Origin of the sequence: Paraburkholderia sp. CI2, assembly GCF_014201055.1 — a bacterium.
GTDB lineage: Bacteria > Pseudomonadota > Gammaproteobacteria > Burkholderiales > Burkholderiaceae > Paraburkholderia > Paraburkholderia tuberum.
This window is the reverse complement of sequence record NZ_JACHDL010000020.1, coordinates 123,020-141,577: the sequence shown is the minus strand read 5'-3', so window position 1 is coordinate 141,577 and position 18,558 is coordinate 123,020. Positions and strand designations below refer to the sequence as shown.

The 18,558-nt window shown below is 61.7% G+C and carries 11 protein-coding genes and 1 pseudogene; 9 read left to right on the top strand and 3 right to left on the bottom strand.

Annotation, left to right across the window (positions count from 1 at the left end; genetic code table 11):
* The first annotated feature begins 22 nt into the window (after window positions 1-22).
* From HDG32_RS25050 to HDG32_RS25030, 5 genes are all read left to right on the top strand, one after another.
* Window positions 23-3,286 carry an efflux RND transporter permease subunit gene (locus HDG32_RS25050; protein ID WP_184071548.1) on the top strand — a complete coding sequence of 1,088 codons (3,264 nt, stop codon included), beginning with the start codon at window positions 23-25 and terminating at the stop codon, window positions 3,284-3,286.
* Window positions 3,287-3,309: 23 nt separating this feature from the next.
* Window positions 3,310-4,536 carry an efflux RND transporter periplasmic adaptor subunit gene (locus HDG32_RS25045; protein ID WP_184071546.1) on the top strand — a complete coding sequence of 409 codons (1,227 nt, stop codon included), beginning with the start codon at window positions 3,310-3,312 and terminating at the stop codon, window positions 4,534-4,536.
* A 50-nt stretch (window positions 4,537-4,586) separates the two neighbouring features.
* Window positions 4,587-6,122 (top strand): efflux transporter outer membrane subunit, encoded by a 1,536-nt coding sequence (locus tag HDG32_RS25040; protein WP_184071583.1) that lies wholly within the window; start codon window positions 4,587-4,589, stop codon window positions 6,120-6,122.
* 106 nt (window positions 6,123-6,228) lie between these two features.
* Entirely contained in the window at window positions 6,229-6,915 is a 687-nt protein-coding gene (locus HDG32_RS25035; RefSeq protein WP_018424874.1) for a heavy metal response regulator transcription factor, read from the top strand.
* Window positions 6,912-8,384: a heavy metal sensor histidine kinase gene (locus tag HDG32_RS25030; RefSeq protein ID WP_184071544.1), complete on the top strand. Its 1,473-nt coding sequence runs from the start codon at window positions 6,912-6,914 to the stop codon at window positions 8,382-8,384. The genes HDG32_RS25035 and HDG32_RS25030 overlap by 4 nt, the downstream gene beginning before the upstream one ends.
* Here the strand turns inward: HDG32_RS25030 and HDG32_RS25025 are convergent.
* Both HDG32_RS25025 and dinB read right to left on the bottom strand, forming a co-directional pair.
* Window positions 8,351-9,136 (bottom strand): annotated as a pseudogene (locus HDG32_RS25025) (DNA polymerase IV); the annotation flags it as partial. The gene HDG32_RS25030 and the pseudogene HDG32_RS25025 overlap by 34 nt on opposite strands.
* 182 nt (window positions 9,137-9,318) lie before the next feature.
* Window positions 9,319-10,464, bottom strand: a complete 1,146-nt coding sequence (gene dinB, locus HDG32_RS25020) for a DNA polymerase IV (protein WP_184071581.1) — start codon at window positions 10,462-10,464, stop codon at window positions 9,319-9,321.
* Window positions 10,465-11,552: 1,088 nt separating this feature from the next.
* Here dinB and HDG32_RS25015 point away from each other — a divergent pair.
* The 4 genes from HDG32_RS25015 (at window position 11,553) to HDG32_RS25000 (ending at window position 17,004) form a co-directional block, all read left to right on the top strand.
* Window positions 11,553-12,365 carry a hypothetical protein gene (locus HDG32_RS25015; protein WP_184071542.1) on the top strand — a complete coding sequence of 271 codons (813 nt, stop codon included), beginning with the start codon at window positions 11,553-11,555 and terminating at the stop codon, window positions 12,363-12,365.
* A gap of 672 nt (window positions 12,366-13,037) precedes the next feature.
* The gene (locus HDG32_RS25010; RefSeq protein WP_184071540.1) at window positions 13,038-13,790 is read left to right on the top strand and encodes a hypothetical protein; all 753 of its coding nucleotides are present in this window, start codon (window positions 13,038-13,040) and stop codon (window positions 13,788-13,790) included.
* Window positions 13,791-14,442: 652 nt separating this feature from the next.
* Window positions 14,443-15,462: a phytanoyl-CoA dioxygenase family protein gene (locus tag HDG32_RS25005; RefSeq protein ID WP_184071538.1), complete on the top strand. Its 1,020-nt coding sequence runs from the start codon at window positions 14,443-14,445 to the stop codon at window positions 15,460-15,462.
* A gap of 1,044 nt (window positions 15,463-16,506) precedes the next feature.
* Entirely contained in the window at window positions 16,507-17,004 is a 498-nt protein-coding gene (locus tag HDG32_RS25000) for a hypothetical protein (protein ID WP_184071536.1), read from the top strand.
* 1,158 nt (window positions 17,005-18,162) lie between these two features.
* Here the strand turns inward: HDG32_RS25000 and HDG32_RS24995 are convergent.
* The gene (locus tag HDG32_RS24995) at window positions 18,163-18,483 is read right to left on the bottom strand and encodes a DUF4148 domain-containing protein (protein WP_184071534.1); all 321 of its coding nucleotides are present in this window, start codon (window positions 18,481-18,483) and stop codon (window positions 18,163-18,165) included.
* Window positions 18,484-18,558: the final 75 nt, after the last annotated feature.

The following is an 18,558-nucleotide window of genomic DNA, read 5'->3' as shown; positions in this document are numbered from 1 at the left end:
GCATTTTCTCTGGCCCGTTTCAATGTGGATCGTCAACGTAGCGCTTAAGCGGCCATACACGTTCATCGTGATGGCAATTCTGATCGTGCTGGCGACGCCCTTCGTGCTGTTCACCATGCCCGTCGACGTGCTGCCGGATATCAACATTCCGGTCGTCAGCATCATCTGGACGTATACGGGGCTGTCGGCCGAAGACATGGCCACCCGCATCACGTCGGTCAACGAGCGCAGTCTGACCACGACGGTCAACGACATCGAACATATCGAATCGCAATCGCTCCCCGGCATCGCGATCCTGAAGGTGTTTCTGCAGCCGAACGCGAACATCCAGACGGCGATCGCGCAGACGGTCGCCATCGAGCAGGCGCAATTGAAGCAGATGCCGCCGGGCGCCACCGCGCCGCTGGTCATCAGCTACTCGGCTTCCAGTATTCCAGTCATCCAACTCGGCCTGTCGAGTCCGAAACTCTCGGAGCAGGATCTCAACGACACCGCGCTGAACTTCCTGCGACCGCAACTCGTGACGATTCCGGGCGCGGCCGTGCCGTATCCGTATGGCGGCAAATCGCGGCTGATCTCGGTCGACCTCGACACGCGCGCGATGCTGGCCAAGGGCCTGACACCTGCCGATGTGGTCAACGCGTTCAACGCGCAAAACCTGATTCTGCCCACGGGCACGGCCAAGATCGGGCCGAAGGAATACACGATCGACATGAACGGTTCGCCACCGACGCTGGAAGGTCTCAACGACATTCCGGTGCGCACCGTCAACGGCGCGACGACCTATCTGCGTGAAGTCGCGCATGTGCGCGACGGCTTCTCGCCGCAGACCAACATCGTGCGGCAGAACGGCCATCGCGGCGTGCTGATTTCGGTGCTGAAGAACGGCAACGCGTCGACGCTGTCGATCGTCGATACGTTGAAAGGCATTTTGCCGGCCGCGCGCGCCACGCTGCCGCCGGATCTGCAAATCACCGCGCTGTTCGACCAGTCGGTGTTCGTGAAGGCGGCGGTGCAGGGTGTGGTGCGCGAAGCGCTGGTCGCCGCCGCGCTGACCGCCGCGATGATCCTGCTGTTCCTTGGCAACTGGCGCAGCACCTGCATCATCGCGATCTCGATTCCGCTGTCCATTCTGTCGTCGCTGATCGTGCTGCACGCGCTCGGGCAGACCATCAACATCATGACATTGGGCGGCCTCGCGCTCGCGGTCGGCATCTTGGTGGACGACGCGACCGTGACGATCGAGAACATCGAGCGGCACCTGCATTTGGGCACGAATCTGCACGATGCGATTCTCGACGGCGCCGGCGAAATCGCAGTGCCGGCGCTCGTCTCGACACTGTGTATCTGTATCGTGTTCGTGCCGATGTTCTTCCTGACCGGCGTCGCGCGCTATCTATTCGTGCCGCTCGCGGAAGCGGTGGTGTTCGCGATGCTCGCTTCGTACATCCTGTCGCGTACCCTCGTGCCGACGCTCGCGATGCTGCTGATGGGCCACGCGCACAAGCCGAAGGCGGGCACGAAGCCGAATCTGTTCATGCGTCTGTATCACCGCTTCGACGCAGGCTTCGAGCGCATGCGCGCGACTTACATCGTGATCCTGAGCAGCCTGCTCGTGCGTCGCAAGATGTTCGGCGCGCTGTTCCTCGGTTTCTGCGTGCTGTCGATGGGCCTGTTCTTTGCACTCGGCGAAGACTTCTTTCCGAGCGTCGACGCGGGCGACATCCGTCTGCACATGCGCGCGCCGACCGGCACGCGTATCGAAGAAACCGCGCGGCTGGCCGACGAGGTCGAGAAGGTGATCCGCGAAGTCGTGCCGCCCAGGGAGTTGGGCACGATTCTCGACAACCTCGGGCTGCCGTATAGCGGCATCAACCTGTCGTATAGCAATGCGGGCACGATGGGCACGCTCGACGGCGAGATCCAGATTGCGTTGAACGAAGGCCACAAGCCGTCGCAGATCTACATGGACAAGCTGCGCGCGATCCTGCCGCAGCGTTTCCCGGGCGTCGAGTTCTTCTTTCAGCCGGCCGATATCGTCACGCAGATCCTGAACTTCGGCCTGCCTGCCGCGGTGGACGTGCAGATTTCGGGCGCGAATCAGCAGGGCAACCTCGACGTCGCGCGCAAGCTGCTGAAGCAGGTGCGACTGATTCCCGGCACCGTCGACACGCATATCCAGCAGAAGCTCGACGAACCGGTGATCGATCTGCACATGGACCGCACCCGCCTGCAACAACTGAACCTGACCGCGAACGACGTCGCGCAGAACGTGCTCGTTTCGCTATCGGGCAGCTCGCAGACGTCGCCGGGCTTCTGGGTCAACAACAGGAACGGCGTGGAATACAAGGTGGCGGTGCAAACGCCGCAGTACCAGGTGTCTTCGATCGACGAACTGATGCGCACCCCGGTCTCGGCCACGATGAACGGGCCGACGCAACTGCTCGGCAACCTCGTGCAGATCTCGCCGAAAAGCCAGTTCGCGGAAGTCACGCATTACAACATCCGTCCGGTGATCGATCTGTATGTGAGCGTTGAAAAGCGCGATCTCGGCAGCGTGGCGAATCAGGTCGACAAGATCGTCGACGAGGTGCGCGGCTCGCTGCCACGCGGCAGCACGATCACCGTGCGCGGCCAGGTACAGACGATGCGCAGTTCGTTCTTTGGGCTCGGCATCGGCGTCGCGATGGCGATCGTGCTCGTGTATCTGCTGATCGTCGTGAACTTCCAGTCGTGGGTCGATCCGCTGATCATCGTCAGCGCGTTGCCGGCGGCGCTCGCGGGGATCATGTGGATGCTGTTCCTGACCGGCACCCATCTGAGCGTGCCGGCGCTGACCGGCGCGATCATGACGATGGGCGTCGCGACCGCGAACAGTATTCTGATGGTCGCGTTCGCGCGCCAGCGGCTGTCGGCCGGCGCGCCGCCGCTCACGGCCGCGCTCGAAGCCGGCGCGAGCCGGATTCGTCCGGTGCTGATGACCGCGTTCGCGATGATCATCGGCATGATTCCGATGGCGCTCGGTCTCGGCGAGGGCGCCGAGCAGAATGCGCCGCTGGGCCGCGCGGTGATCGGCGGGTTGCTGTTCGCGACCGTATCGACGCTGTTTTTCGTGCCGCTCGTGTTTGCGGGAATTCATTCGTGGCTCGCGCGCCGTCATAAGAACGGCGGCGACGACGGCGGTGGCGACGATGGCGGTGGCAGTGGCAGTGGCAGTGGCAGTGGCAGTGGCGGCCATAGTGACACCCCCGCACCGGAACCCAGCAGTGCGGCGACGCCCGCGTAAAAGTTAAACGATGGTTGACTGAGATGACCGAAAAAACTCATGCATCGCTAGCGATCCCCGCGCGGGAAACCGAAGAAGGAGAGCACCGGCTGCCGCCGCGCCATCGCGAATGGAAGCGCGCGAAGATCGCCGTCGTGATCGTGCTCGTGCTGCTCGTGGCAGGCACACTCCGCACCGTGATCGCGAACGTGCTGCAAAACCGCGAAGTCGCGGCGATCGCGCAGCAGAATGCCACGCAGTACGTGAACGTCGTCACGCCGACCCAGACCGAGGGCGGCGGCGACACGCTGCTGCCGGGCACGCTGCGCGGCTATGTCGAGTCGCCGATCTATGCACGCGCGACTGGCTATCTGCTGCACTGGTACGCCGACATCGGCACCCACGTGAAGCAGGGGCAACTGCTCGCCGAGCTCGATACGCCGGAAATCGACCAGGAACTCGCGCAGGCTCTGGCACAGCGTCAGCAGATCAATTCGAGCCTCGCGCTCGCGAAGAGCTCGCTGGACCGTTGGCAGCAGTTGCGCCAGCGCGATGCGGTGTCGCAGCAGGAACTCGATGAACGGCAAAGCACCTACACGCAGGATCTCGCGAATCTCGCGGCCGCCGATGCGAACGTCAAGCGTCTGCAGCAGCTCGAATCGTTCAAGCGGATCGTCGCGCCGTTTACCGGCGTGGTCACGCAGCGCAACGTCGACGTCGGCGATCTGATCGACGCGGGCAGCGGCACGAGCCGTGCGTTGTTCGCGCTTGCTCAATCGGACCCGTTGCGCGTCTATGTGCAGTTGCCGCAGGCCTACGCGCAGAACGTCGCGCTCGGGCAGAAGGTCGTGGTCACGCAGGCCGAGCTGCCGGGCCAGCAGTTCAACGGCAAGATCACGCATATATCTGGCGCGATCGACGTACCCACGCGCTCGTTGCAGATCGAAGTGACGCTGCCGAATCCCGACGACAAGCTGCGCCCCGGCGCGTACGTGCAGGTCGCGGTGCCGGCCGCCGCGCATGCGCGTCTCACGGTGCCCGGCAACGCGCTGCTGTTTCGCGCGGAGGGTCCGCGCCTCGCGGTCGTCGATGCAAAGGGCAACGTGAGCCTGCGCAAGGTCGTGATCGCGGTGGACCTCGGACAGCAGCTCGAAATCGAAAGCGGTATCTCGCCGAGCGATCGCATCATCGTCAACCCGAGCGATTCGATTGCCGATGGCGATCACGTGCAGGTGCAGCCGCAGCAGAAGAACGGCAAGGGGGCGTCGTGACGTTCGCGGCTTCACGCCAGGCGCGTACGCGTGGCACTGTCTTCACCGCGCTGAGCGCGTGCGCCGGCGCGGCGCTGCTCGCCGCGTGCACGGTCGGCCCGGACTATCAGCGGCCGCAGGCCGAGGTGCCGCCCGAATGGCACACCGATTCGTTCTGGCGCGTCGCCGCGCCGTCGCACGCGCCGATCGCGCCGGACTGGTGGACGGGCTTCGCCGACCCCACGCTCGCGACGCTCGAAACCCAGGCACTCGCGCAGAACCAGACGCTCGCCGCCGCGAGCGCGCACTACGAGCAGGCAAAGGCGACGCTCGCGAACACCAGCGCGCAGCGCGTGCCGGAAGTCGATTTCAACGCACAGGCCTCGCGCTTCCGTATTTCGCACGACCGGCCGCTGACGAACTACGCGACGCCGACCGAATCGACGGTGCAGAACAACCTCCAGCTCGGGCCGACGATCAGCTATGACACCGATCTGTTCGGCCGCATCCGTCGTCAGGTCGAGGGCGCGCAGGCGTCGGCCGAACAGTCGGCGGACGATCTCGCGAACGCGCGCCTCGTGCTGACGACCGACCTCGCCACCGACTACTTCTCGCTGCGTGAGCTCGACAACGAGATCGACGTGCTGAACCAGTCGGTGAAGCTGCAGCAGAAAGCGCTCGACTACGTGAACACCGAGCACGATCTCGGTTCGGTATCGGGCCTCGACGTGCTGCAGCAGAAATCGCAGCTCGATTCGACGCGCGTGCAGGCGCAACTGCTGCTCAATCAGCGCGCGCAGTTCGAGCATGCGATCGCCGCGCTGGTCGGCGTGCCGGCACCGCAGTTCGCGATCGAGCCGAAGGTGCTCGACATCAAGGCGCCGACCGTACCGCTCGGCGTGCCGAGCGACGTGCTGCAAAGGCGTCCCGACGTCGCCTCGGCGGAACGTGCGATGGCGGCGGCCAACGCGCAGATCGGCGTGGCCAAGGCGGCGTTCTTCCCGAGCCTCACGTTGACGCCGGGCATCGGCTGGGAGAGCACCGAGTTCGCCAATCTGCTGAGCGCGCCGACGCTGATGTGGACGCTCGGCGCGACGGTCGGTCAAGTGATCTTCGACGGCGGCCGGCGCGCGGCCAACGTCCAGTACGCGAGCGCGGGCTACAAGGCGACCGAGGCGAATTATCGGCAGACCGTGCTGAGCGCGTTCCAGCAGGTACAGGACGGCATCACAGGACTGTCGGTGCTCGACGGCGCGGCGAAGCAGTCGCGCGAGGCGGTCGAGGACGCGCAGCGGCTGCTGTCGCTCGCGAACGATCGCTATTCGGGCGGCCTCGTCGCGTATCTGAACGTGATCGACGCGCAGGAGTCGCTGCTGACGAGCGAGCGCACGGACGTGCAGATTCACGGCCAGCAGTTGACGCTGTCGGTGGCGCTCGTGAAGGCGCTCGGCGGCGGCTGGGAGGGCGGCGCGCAAGGTGGCGCAATGGCCGGGAACGAGGCTGCCCCTACGAACGCGACAGCGAACGTCGCCAGTGCTACGGCATCGCCGCAGCAAGCGCCAGCCGGCGGCGCGCAGCAGAAGGAGATGCCGGCTCCTGCACACTGAATCGCCCCGGCAGAGCTTCCATGGCGAGGGAGTGGGATCGGCGCGAGGCATCAGGGGCGTTTCGTATAATGGACAGTTGGCCGCCAAACGTGGCATGGGGACGCGGATGAAATTGCTGATCGTTGAAGACGAGCACAAGGTGGTGGACTACCTGCGCTCCGGTTTGACAGAGCAGGGCTGGGTCGTCGATGTCGCGCTCGACGGCGAGGAAGGCATGCATCTGGCCACCGAATTCGATTACGACGTGATCGTCCTCGACGTGATGCTGCCTAAGCGCGACGGCTTCAGCGTGCTGAAGGCGCTGCGCATGCGCAAGTCGACGCCGGTCATCATGCTGACCGCGCGCGATCACGTGAACGACCGCGTGCGCGGCCTGCGCGAAGGCGCGGACGACTACCTGACCAAACCGTTCTCGTTCCTTGAACTGGTCGAGCGTCTGCATGCGCTCGCGCGCCGCACGCGTTCGCAGGAGTCCACGTTGATTTCCGTCGGCGATCTGTTCGTCGATCTGATCGGCCGCCGCGCGACGCGCGACGGCGTGCGCCTCGACCTGACCGCCAAAGAGTTTCAACTGCTCAGCGTGCTCGCGCGCCGTCAGGGCGACATTCTTTCGAAGACCGCGATCACCGAACTCGTGTGGGACGTCAACTTCGACAGCCACACGAACGTCGTCGAAACCGCGATCAAGCGGCTGCGCGCGAAGCTCGACGGCCCGTTCCCGTCGAAGCTGCTGCACACGGTGCGCGGCATGGGCTACGTGCTCGAAGTGCGCGAAGAGGCCGAGACATCATGAACCGTTCGATTGCCCGCCGTCTCGCGTCGATGTTCGCGCTGGTCGCGCTGTTCGTGTTTACGCTCGTCGGCACGGGGCTCTTTCTGGTGCTGCGCACGCAGCTCGAACATCATCTGCGCGAGTCGCTCGACGATCGCACGCAGATCGCGCGCATCATCGTCTATCACGCGGTGACGCCCGAAAAATGGCGGATATGCCGCGAAAAACTCACCGACATGACGCCGCACGACGGCAGCACCGTGTACTCGGTGACGAGCGCGGACCCGAGCTATCACTTCGGCACGCCGGTGCAGGGCACCGTCACGAAGAGCTGGCCGGGCGGCTATGCGCGCATCGCGCCGGCGGGCGGCGGCCCCGACATGCTGACCTCGACGGTGACCTTGCCCGCCAACGCCGCGCGGCCGCCGGTGCAGTTGCAGCTCGCGTCGAGCTATTCACCGAACCTGCGCACGATGCGGGTGTTCGGCTCGGCGCTCGCGGCGCTGTCCGCGCTCGGCAGCCTCGCGGTGCTGCTGCTCAGCTACTCGGTCACGCGCATCGGTCTCGCACCGCTCACGCGTCTGACGCGCGACGCATCGGCGGTCAGCCCGAACAACCGCTCGCAGCGGCTCAATACGGCGTCGCTGCCGCTCGAACTGAACGACCTCGCGAACTCGTTCAACGGCGCGCTCGAACGGCTCGACGGCGCCTACGGCCGGCTCGAATCGTTCAACGCGGACGTCGCGCATGAACTGCGCACGCCGGTCACGATCCTGATCGGCCAGACCGAGGTCGCGCTGACCCGCAACCGCTCGGTCGACGATCTGCGCCACACGCTGCAATCGAATCTCGAAGAATTCGAGCGGATGCGCACGATCATCAACGACATGCTGTTCCTCGCGCGCGCCGATCAGGGCGAACGCGCGACGGGGCTCGTCGAGGTGTCGCTCGCGGCGGAACTCGCGCATACGCTCGAGTTTCTGGAGATTCCGCTCGAAGAGGCGCGCGTGCATGCGCAGTTGCACGGCGATGCGTTCGCGCGCGTGAACCGGTCGCTATTCGGCCGCGCGTGCACGAACCTGCTGATGAACGCGATCCAGCATTGCGAGCCGGGCGCGTCGATCAGCGTGACGATCGCGCGCGGGAAAGGACCGATGCGCGACCAGGTGCGCGTCGCCGTGGCAAATCCTGGCGAGCCGATCGCGCCGGACGTCCTCGAACATCTGTTCGACCGTTTCTATCGCGCGGAAGTCTCGCGCACCAATAGCCGCGAAAACCACGGGCTAGGGCTCGCGATCGTGAAGGCGATCGCGGAGATGCATCGCGGCACCGTGTCCGCGCACAGCGCCAACGGCGTCAACACGTTCTCGTTTTCGGTGGCGGCGTCGGCGCTGTCCACGTCAGGTGACGTGCCGGCCATGCGTGCGAACGCGACCGGCGTCGCCGGCGACAGCGCCTATTCGTCGCTCGCGAAAGGCAAGTCGGCCTGAACCGGCAGGCGCGGCTTCAGCGCCTGTTCGCTGGCCGACGTCAGCGTGCTGATGCGCACGCCCAATAGCCGCAGCTTGCGGTTCAACTCCACGCGTCGCAAACATTCGGTCGCCGCGCGGCGGATTTCGCTCGCGTCGGCGGTCGGTTCGTCGAGCGTCAGGTCGCGCGTGACGGTGCGGAAATCGTCGTAACGCAGCTTGATGCCGATCGTGCGGCACACGTAACCCTTGCGCACGAGATCGTCGGCGACACGCACGCACAGCGCCGTAAACGCGCTCGATAACGCCGGTCGATCGTGGCGCGGATGCAGATCGCGCTCGAACGTGGTCTCGCGGCTGATCGACTTCGGCTCCGATTCGACCACCACGGGTCGCTCGTCGTGACCCTGTGCGACCTGCATCAGCCAGGCGGAATAGCTGCGCCCGAAGTTGTCCTGCAAGAACCCGGCGTCGGCGGCGGCCAGATCGCCGACCGTCGCGAGGCCGAGTGTGGTCAGCTTCTGCGCGGCCTTCGGGCCGATGCCGTTGACCTTGCGCACCGGCAGCGGCCACACGCGCAGCGGTATATCGGCCGGCGTCAGGATCGTCAGGCCGTCAGGCTTGTCGAGTTCGGAGCCGATCTTCGCGAGCAGCTTGTTCGGCGCGACGCAGATCGAACACGTGAGACCGGTGGCCTGATGAACGGCGTCCTTGATGCGCCGGCCGATGTCGGCCGGTTCGCCCGCCAGGTCGGTCAGGTCGATATAGATCTCGTATGGCGAACGTGGGCGGGGTAACTCTGGACGCTCTGGTTGTAACTATCTGATTTGTATAAAACAATCAGTCACGCTTTTCTTAAAAAAAGACATTTGAGAAGCTCAGTGTCGCCCAACCTACCTGTTTTGGTCGTTTTTGGTAAGTTAGGATACATTTGCTCGGTAAGGTGGTACGCGCATTAAAAATCCAACTCGAACTGCGACGACGCCTCGCTCGCCGTCGTTCCCGCACGTTGGAGGCCGCCCGCCTTGACCCCCAGTAACCTGATGGATTTAACAAGTTCGACCCGTTTCAGGCATTGGGTGGCCGCGTGACGCAGTGCCTTAGCGTCCGCAACAGGTTCTGGGAGAGTGACGTCACGCGTTACTGTCTGAAAGTCGTTGAAGCGAAGTTTGATCCCGATCCTTCGCGCGAGATAGCCTTTACGCTGCAAATCTAGCGCCACCTGCTCGCATAAACGGGTAAATGCGGTACCGAGTTCCTGCTTGTGCCGTACGGCGTGCAGGTCTTGCTCGAATGTAGTCTCTCGACTCATCGAGACAGGCTCGCTATGAGTCACCACTGGCCTGTCGTCGAGCCCATGGGAAACTTGGCGAAGCCATGACCCATAGCTCCGTCCGAACTGTTCGATCAGCCATTGCTCGCCGCATGCGGCAATTTCACCGATCGTCGTTATCCCGAGAGACGTCAGCTTGGCGTTGGCCTTCGGCCCAATACCGTTGATTTTTCCGGCAGCCATCGGCCAGATCCTTGCTTGCAAATCTTCAAGCCGCAAAATTGTGATTCCGTCTGGCTTTTCCATGTCGGAACACAATTTTGCCAAGAGCTTATTTGGCGCAATTCCAACCGAACAGGTCAGATTGGTCGCCTCGACGACCGCGGATTTCAGGTTCCGCGCAATTTGCTCCGATTCGTCATTCAAGAACGATAGATCGGCATAGACCTCATCTATTCCCACGTCCTCGATTGTAGGACTTACGGATCGAACTGCTTCCTTGAACAGTCGTGAGTATGTTCGGTACAGGTCAAAGTTCACCGGAAGGAGAATGGCATTCGGCGCCAGTCGGGCCGCCTTCATCGCCGGCATCCCAGAGTGAACTCCGAGCGCTCGTGCTTCGTAGGTTGCAGTCGTCAATACACCTCTGCCCGTATAGTCGCGTAACCGCGAGAATTCACGCGTGCCGTCCGCGTTCGTTCGGGGGGCATCCGAACGACGGCCCGCGACCACCATGGCTTGGCCTCGCAGTTCTGGATACTGCGAAAGTTCACAAGATGCAAAGAATGCATCCATGTCAATGTGGGCTATGCGCCTATGATCTGGCATGCCTTGATACTCAAAATAGCGTTCAGTGTCTAGCTGGGCCAACGCGGCGCTCCGCAGAGCCCCGGATGATGAACATCGAAACATTGAGAAATCGCGTTCTCCCCATCAAATGCCTAAACTGTACATCCATACAGTATTTTTGTCAGGTGGCGGCACCGTTTTTGTAATATAAATGGGGAGTTCCGGCGAGGGCTGGGCTGCTTCCTCATGTCTATTCGGGTGGGCGACGGAGGAGACTAAGTCCGACCCGGTTGCAAAGGAGGTGTGCTACTTCCATCGATGAAACGTTGAAGCGGATCGTCACATGCAGTCGCGTATCGACGCACCCTACGTTTCGGCGCTTGAGGCGGATGGCAAGACTGTCCGTCGTCGACGGGTTTCATGTGCAGGGCCCGCTTGCTTTTCTCTCGGGGCCCCGCGCCCAAGCCCCAACTCGAACTGCGCTGAGGAACCGAAAGAATGATAGCGAGCATCGCGTCGCCGGCAAAGATCGGCCCATCTTCAGCCGATCAACTTCGGCCTATGAGAAACAGTTCAACGACCGCTCCCAGGCCGTTATCGGACGTCGCGCCGGCTCCCGCCGCTCGCTGGTTTGCCTTGTGGTCAAGAGGGGATGTCTGCATTCGCGTGAGTTTTTCGCGAGCCGCCGAGGCGACGGCGTCGTCATCGATCGAGACATGCCGGCCACGTGCTGACTGCAGGCACGTCTGGGCGAACACGCGGCGTCGTGCGGCGCGATTCGACGTCCGATCGGCCTACGGTCGCCGCCGCGATGATGCCCGGTCTGGCATGGCTTTCGTACAGTGCCTGCGCTACAGCCGGCACGAAGCTGCTTGAGCTGACCGGCCATTCGCGGTTGATCGCAGCAGCGGTGTTCGCGTACGTTGCGTTCGACTGTCTTTGCTTCGCCGAGCCGCGTTGATCGCCGCTCGCGCTCGCTCTGCTGGTGAACATCGGACGTCGAACGTCACGCAGCCGACAAGATCCGCTCGGCACAGGAATAAAACGCGCGCACCGGTTGTTCTGCTGTTTGAGACGCTCACCCCGCTTTTGATCAGCCACGCATTCAGCCGAAGGGAAGTTACACAATGGGAATGGACTTCAGTGCGCTAAACCAATATGCACGCCGCGAGTACAAGTTTGCTCAGAGCGACTCTTTTCAGAAGATCAATCGAGACGTGATGGGCAGCAACTATTCGGAAAGTCTGGCCCATGGTGTTTGTATGGGCGCCGTGCTGAACTGGGTCAAGGAAAAAATGACCACCTCCAACGGCATTCTGAACAAGGACGGTCCGTTGCTGCACCCGACGACGAAGCGGTTCGCCAATCCGTTGAATCCAGTCAGCCGCATGAGCCAAGGTATTTCGCCGCCGGCGGGTTCCCCGCTCGCAAGTTTGATCGACAAGGGTAAAAGCGGTCCGCGCAACGCAGATACCATGCTGGCTGCCGCGATGACGCAAAACGCTTACAGCGGCAGACCGGTGAGCACGGTCGCCCGCGAACTGGGGCTCGTAGAAGCAGACTTGGAAGACGACATTCATATCGCACAGGAACCGGCGCCCGGCGGCGGTGTCAACCGACTTGACGACAAGACCATTGCGGAAGCTGGGGAAAACCTCCGCAAAGGCAGGGCGGTCATCATCGAGGTCGAATGCACGCAAGGCAAGCATGCGATCGCGTTCTATCGTAGCCGCGGTGGGTCGTTGTATTTCTTCGATCCCAACGCCGGAGTCTACGCGCTTGACACGCCGTATAAGGAGTATGGCGATGGCTTCGTGGTCGATGCCACGCTGCTCGCGTTCGTCAAGTCCTGGCTCGATGCCTACGTAAAGCAAAGAAATTTCGAATTCACGACACCGCACCGAAATTTTTATCACGTGTTCAAGCGGAGCACCGCTTGATGGCTAGCAGCTCGCGACGTCGGGAAGGTTCAGCCATGCACGGCGTCGTCGTAGTCATTCGGGCACGCGTGTTCGGCGAGGGTGGTCAGTGCCGGCGCCTGATCGCCGCGACGCGAGCCGCCGCAAAAATCACCTCACGGCCACACGCGTTGCGGCACCCCGACGTGTGTCGACCGCAATTCGGGACTCGATGCCGCCGCGTGCGCATCGAAGCGCCCACGCACGCGGTGCAGGCAGCTCACGGGTTACCACCGGTTCGACGGCCGTCCGCGGCCAATGCTGCCGGCCAACTTCGGGCGATGCCTCCGCTGCGCACGGTCGCAACAGGGTTTTGCCGGCGGACCAAGACCGTCGGGCCACAATGCGCGGTGACGCAGGAAGCCGTGGCCGTTGTTCCCTCGGAATGAGCCATTCAACAAGGAAAAGTCGAGTCAACGAACGTCCGTTGTACCTTGGAAGCCGCCCTATATGTCGCGCTGGGTCGACGGGCCGCTGCGGGTCGACCTTCGCGTGTCGGCGAGCCGACGAGCCACCGTTCAGCAGTTGATAACACCGGCGAATGTGATTGACGTGTAGAACGGTCTCCAGGCATGGGGCGCTAAAATTGTACGTAGCATTGGTCCGTTCCGTGGAACCGATTGCCCCATCCCGATCTATCAACGGCAGGCAACCATGAACACTCACTACGCGTGTTTCGTTCGTCCGGCGCTGGCTGCAATTTGCGTGGCTTCCCTCGCAACGCTCGCCGCTTGCGGCGGAAACGCCTGTATCGGCCTCGACAGTTGCGGTGGCGGAAACGTGACGCCAACCGTCGCTATATCCGGCACGGCCGCCACCGGTAGTGCGGTCGCCAGCGCGACGGTCAGCTTCAGTTGTGTGCAGGGCTCGGGCTCCACGCTGTCCGACGGCGGTGGACACTACGCGATTACGTTCAATGCCACGCCTCCCTGCATCCTCACCGTGACCTCTGGTGGCATCGGCCTGCATTCGGTGGCATTTGCCGGCGGCACCTTCAATACGACGCCAGAGACCGAACTGATGTTTGTCTACATCGCTTCGCAACTCGGCACGAGCGAGAGCGGTCTGATAGCGGGCTTCCCGACCAACTCACAGTTCCAGGAGGTGCTGGCAAACCAGGCCGACGTGCAAGCTGCGCAATCGGCAGTCGTCACGAATCTACAGCAGCGCTATGCGGTCACGCTGACGGCACCGGCATTTCTAACGACATCCTTTACCGTTGGCCAAATAGGTGTCGACAGCGACCTGGGCGCGCTAGCGGCAGCAGGGGCTCTCGACGCCAATGGCATGCCCGACCAGGCCGCCGTCTCGCTGCTGTCCGCGGCGGGTCTCGCCCATCCGCTTACAGCGACGTCCGCACCTTTTTCCGGCACTGGGAGTACGGGCAGCAACGGCGGAATGATGTGACGTGCGGCGAGCCCGGGGCCATCGAGTCAGCCCCGGCGCCACAAGAGGTTGCGCTCGTCTACCTGGAAGAACACCACCCATCTTCCTGCTGCGCAGCGTGGGCAGTGAGCATCGTGGACTGGAGTCGGCCATGAAGCGTCATTCGCCCGCACCATAGCTGGGACATTCGAAAGTCGGCTCCGCTCAGCAAACGGCCATTCATTTCGCAGAGTCGAACGCTGCGTTTCGGCCTTTGCCAACGTTCGTCGATCGACGCTAACGCATCCGCCCATCGCTCCAGATCGGCCATTCACCGCGCGACGACTTCGAACGGCTGCTACCGTGGCCTCGCTGAATGCTTAAACTCGACCCCAAACTGCCATTCGGCAAGCTTGGGGATGCGATTGCGCGCGCCGGTGCCTCTTCAGCTGCCGCAGCTCCGGTTTCGGCTTCGCGGCGCCAGGCGCGGTTCTCGTCACACAAACGGGAGACGATCAGAGATCACGGCTCGTGATCTTTTCGCTAACTGGCGCAGCCTCGGGTCTCGGCTGGCCAAAATCTTGTCGTCTTCCGACTCCGCGATTTCGACGACGTCCCTGCAACTAGCATCCATTTATCCATTTCGATTCGACAAACGGGCAGTGAGAGGTCGAAAAAACCATGGGAGAAAGCAATGGCAAGCGCGCCCCTCAATATTGACGATTCGGGCTGCAGCCTTAAAATCAGCGTCGACGGGACACCGGCAAGCTCACGTCGTGTCCGGGCCGGTGACCAGCAAAATGAAGCAGCATTATTTTGCAGTGAGTTTCTCTCTGTCGACATCGATCAGATCGTCAGCGATCTAAATGAAAATGGATATTACGCCTTCCCCTCGGCGATATCGCAATACACGCTGAAAACCATCGAGCGCGACGCGACACAAACGAGAATTGGGCTGAATGAAAACGCCATCAGCGGCGTCTACTCCGAGAAACAGTACTACCTGACCAATCTTCTCGCAGTTTCGAAGACCTTCTACAACTTTGCCACCTCGTCGTTAGTGCTCAAAATCTGCGAGCGATATCTGGGCAACGAATTCCGGCTGAAAGCGCTGCGCTATTATGAAACATATGGTGGACACCATATGCAGTGGCACACCGACAACAAGACTGACAAAGCATTCGCTCATATTCCGGGAATCATCTTTATTTTTTATGTCTCGGAGGTCGAGGATGGCGAGTTTCAATATATCGAAGGCTCTCACCTTTGGTCGGGCGAAAAGGCATATAGCGACTTTACCGACGAGTTTATCGAAGCGAACTACGAGTCCGCGATCAGAAGCTTCAAGATGCCCAGTGGCTCCTTGCTGATCTACAACACATACGGCATACACAGAGCGAGGCCCGTCAACAACAAGACTTTCGTCAGGAAAAGCGTCTTCCTCCAGGTAGACAGCGAAATCCAAAGGTCCGAGCCGATTATCGTCAACACCGAATTCATCACCCGGTTGAATGACCAGATCTCGATGTTTTTGGGCTTTGGGCAACCGTCCGACTATGAGGTCTTTCCAAAAACCACGCTGAACTCCTTGACCCTCGACAAGAAGATCATCCGCGTGATGACGAGATATGTTTTGTATCGCCTCTCCCGCGGGGCTTTTTCCAGGCTCCCGCAGTCTGTCCGACTCGCCGTCAGGCGGCTCATCAAAAGGTAGTCGGTTGCGCGGCGGCTCGCCTGCTCTCTTATATAGGTTGCTGACTTAGGGAGTCCTTCTTCTTGAACGAGCTCGTTGTCTAATTGCCACGGATGACACGGGTGTCCAGGCGCTCGTCCTGATGTAGCCTGAGCAGCGAGCCTTCGAAAAGGGCGTCGAAACAGCCGTCGGCGCCGCCAGCGCCGGAAGGCGCGATAGATGCGTGTAGTGGGTCTCAGAGCGTCTGCACTGGTCCTTCGCGATGTGCAATTCTTCCACTGGCAACCGACATACAGCACCTTCAGGATGTAGTTGAACATCGCGTGCGTACTGACGGTACGCGGTGGACCGCGACGGCACGGGCCGACTACGCGCCGATCGTTTCGATTCGTCGACGGCCGTTGCACCTCGAGAGCCGCCGATGGCCGCGGTGCGACCCCAACGGCGGTTGAGGGTCGGTACGCGTCAGCTGGTTGAGGCGCGCGTCGGCGAGCAGCGCATGAACGCCGACGATCGCGGGAGGAGGGTCTCTTGTCGGCATGCGGAGAAAATCGGTTCCCCGGTTTTCCCTTCGATGTCCGTGGGCTTGGTCCATCTGAGCTAACTCAGCAAACAACGTGAAGCTTCCGCCGACGTATTCCCGCCGACGTTAAATCGGTGCTCGCCGCCACGGGTTCTTCGAAAAGAGTTCGCAGCCAGACCCAACAGAGAGTAGACGGGCCTGGACCATGGCTAAGGATTGCGGGTTCAGCGCCCCCATACTCGTCGTTAAATGTCGGGTACTGCCGCTCAGTGCGTATCCTGCCTCACATACCGTAGATTGTCGCGCACGCGTCTGGTCACAAGGGAGGTTAGGTAAATAGGTACGACTGTGCGGATTTGAGGTGAACCGCACCGGGTGAGGCGCAGTTGGGAGCCGTTGCGGTCCGGACAATGTCGAAAAAGACATACTGCGTTTGTGTGCGCTGCAGCAGTCTCACTTTTGATTCAACATTGTGAACCGGTATGCGGGTAAGCCCTTGAATGTTGATCAGAAAGTGTTCTTCAACTGGAGTGCGACCCGGCATGAAAATGATATTTGCTGCTCTGCACAAATGCGCCATACTATTCACCAACGGAACGGATACGCAGCACGCATGCGCTCGGGCCGCAGCATGGTGGAGACCTCTGCGGCCGCTTCCGATCGTCAATGGCGAGCTATGCAGGCGGTATGCGCGAAGAAGCTTCGAACCATTTTCGTCGATCAACCGGGAGGTGGACATGCTGACTTTGGCCGAATTGCAAAGCACGCTGCAAATCGAGTACGAACTGCAGCTCGAAGCGATGGACGAGCAGACATTGCGTGGGCTGCTCGCGGATCCGATTGCACTCAACGCACTGGTGCCGGCTTTTATGAGCTTTGCGGAGGGGCGCCGGATAGCGGAAGCAACACTTGTACAACTGCTCGCTCGCGAGCCGTCGAACGCCGAACGGGGCATTCCGCATGAGGCCGCGCCCCTTTGGGCGCAGTGGCTCAAACCATTCTGGATGCTGCCGCTCTTCGGTGCACGCAAGGGCGAGTAAGGGCGCTCGGCCGACCCGATCAACGCCGAATGGAATTGCGCTGGACCATGCATACCGATATCGCGACTGTCCAAGCGGCAGAGGCCGGCCAGCTACGGACGTTGGTCGGCACCTTCGCGCAGACGTTCCGACGTCTGCTACCCCGCAGTACCCGCGGCTCGGGCAGGCTGGCTCCGTCTTGTTGTACTGCGATATGTTTGTTCGACGCCCGGCCCGCTTCATCGTCTCGATGATATACACGAGTATAAGAGCCCGACGCTCACGTACGACTGCGGCAACCGTTCGTAGAATGGCCGTCTTGGGACCATCCGCATATCATGGTTCCATGGACGGTGCGATTGTTATGTAGGAGGCGAGGATCGAATCGGCAGGGCTTAGTTTGGACGCTTGTGAACAGTTGCAGGACATCACCCGGCCAACGCGTTGACACAATGAGTCTCCTCAGGTTCCTACCTTCCCACCCCTGGGAAAAACGGAACCTCCTTCGAAGCCGGCTTCCGCCGGCTTTTTTTTACCGGGCGGTCAGCGAGCGGCGGAAAGCGCCTGCCACCGGTAGACAGGCGCAGACCCCGGCCAGGTACGGCGCGTCGACCTCGACCTCGGGCCGAGGTTTCAACGTCGGCTGAGGTACAAGCCCTCGATTTGTTGCATATCGACGACGGCCAGAGCAGGTACTTGCCGGCCAGGAATGCCCAATGAAGTTCAGGCTGCGGGGCATAAGGAGAGGAAGACGATGAAAAAGATTGGATACCCCCGCTTCACCGCCATCGAGCTGTGGGTCCTCGCCGTCTCCATCGTCATCGCAGTCGGAGTACAGATATGAGTGTAGCGCCCACGCCAGCGCATCGCTCGTGCCTCCCTCCGAACGACTTTTCCGACTGTCTGCTCCGCCAGCTAAAGCTCCCGTTGAGATACCGTCGGTCGAGGGGCAGAAGTGGGACGCTTACGGAAGCTCGCCGGTCAGTTCCGGCCCGTTCGTGGACAATCGGGAAACCCGGCAGCAAGGCAATGGTCGCTGGGATCGCGGCACCAGGGAGGCAACCGCTCCCGGGTTCCGGCGTGCGCCGAAGATTGACATTTCCGGCGCACAAGTCGTTCCGCGATTGATCAAGCAGCGGTTCCGATGTGGCACACCACAGCGGGAAGAAGGGGAAGGTACTACTCGCCTCCAAAATAGAGTTGCTTCATGTCTTCGGTAGAGGCGGGGCGAACGACCGCGCGGGAACCGGACGTCGATGAGCCGAAGGGCACGCCGCCATACGCGGTTGGGCTCTGGGTCGATATCCGTGCCTCCGCCGCCTGGATGTCGCTCGGATAACTCGCATCCTCGCCTTTGGCCGGATCATACCCGGCCTGTTCGAGCTGCTGTAGCTCCGCCCGCACCTGGGCACGTGTCGGTGTCGGATCGGTCTGAGAGAACGTGAAAAGAGGGAAGGAAAGCGCCGACGCTGCGGCAACCGCGATAACGACTGATTTCATGACAACCTCCTCGTAATTGCCAGCAAGCAGGATTTCTCGACTCCCGTTTCCCGGCGCTGTCATATTGATTTTCGA